The organism is Chitinophaga sp. GbtcB8, assembly GCF_019091455.1.
Lineage (GTDB): Bacteria > Bacteroidota > Bacteroidia > Chitinophagales > Chitinophagaceae > Chitinophaga.
Window position 1 is genome coordinate 1 of sequence record NZ_JAGXJN010000262.1, and the last position, 253, is coordinate 253.

A 253-nucleotide genomic window follows, 5' to 3' on the forward strand; every position below is an offset into this window, starting at 1 on the left:
ATGATGTACCCTACTCCCACGATTTCTGGAAGATCCGATCTTGGGCCAGAATTTTCGGGTTCATCTAGGAGATTGGCCATGCTATCATCCGGCTCGACAGCCGCTTCCAAGTGCATCCGTGATTGGAGATGTTGAGAATGAAGCATTTGTTGGTATGGTAACTGTTCATGGATCAGATGAAGGTCTTTTTGTGGCGGTGAATATATTGTGATGGCAGAGATGACGAAGATAATGTCGATTGTGGTCACGAAGG

General features: G+C 46.2%; 1 protein-coding gene. It reads right to left on the reverse strand.

All coding sequences use genetic code 11. The features are described 5' to 3' along the window. The coding region (locus KVT36_RS31865; protein ID WP_217607458.1) for a hypothetical protein at window positions 1-253 on the reverse strand (253 nt) is incomplete at both ends.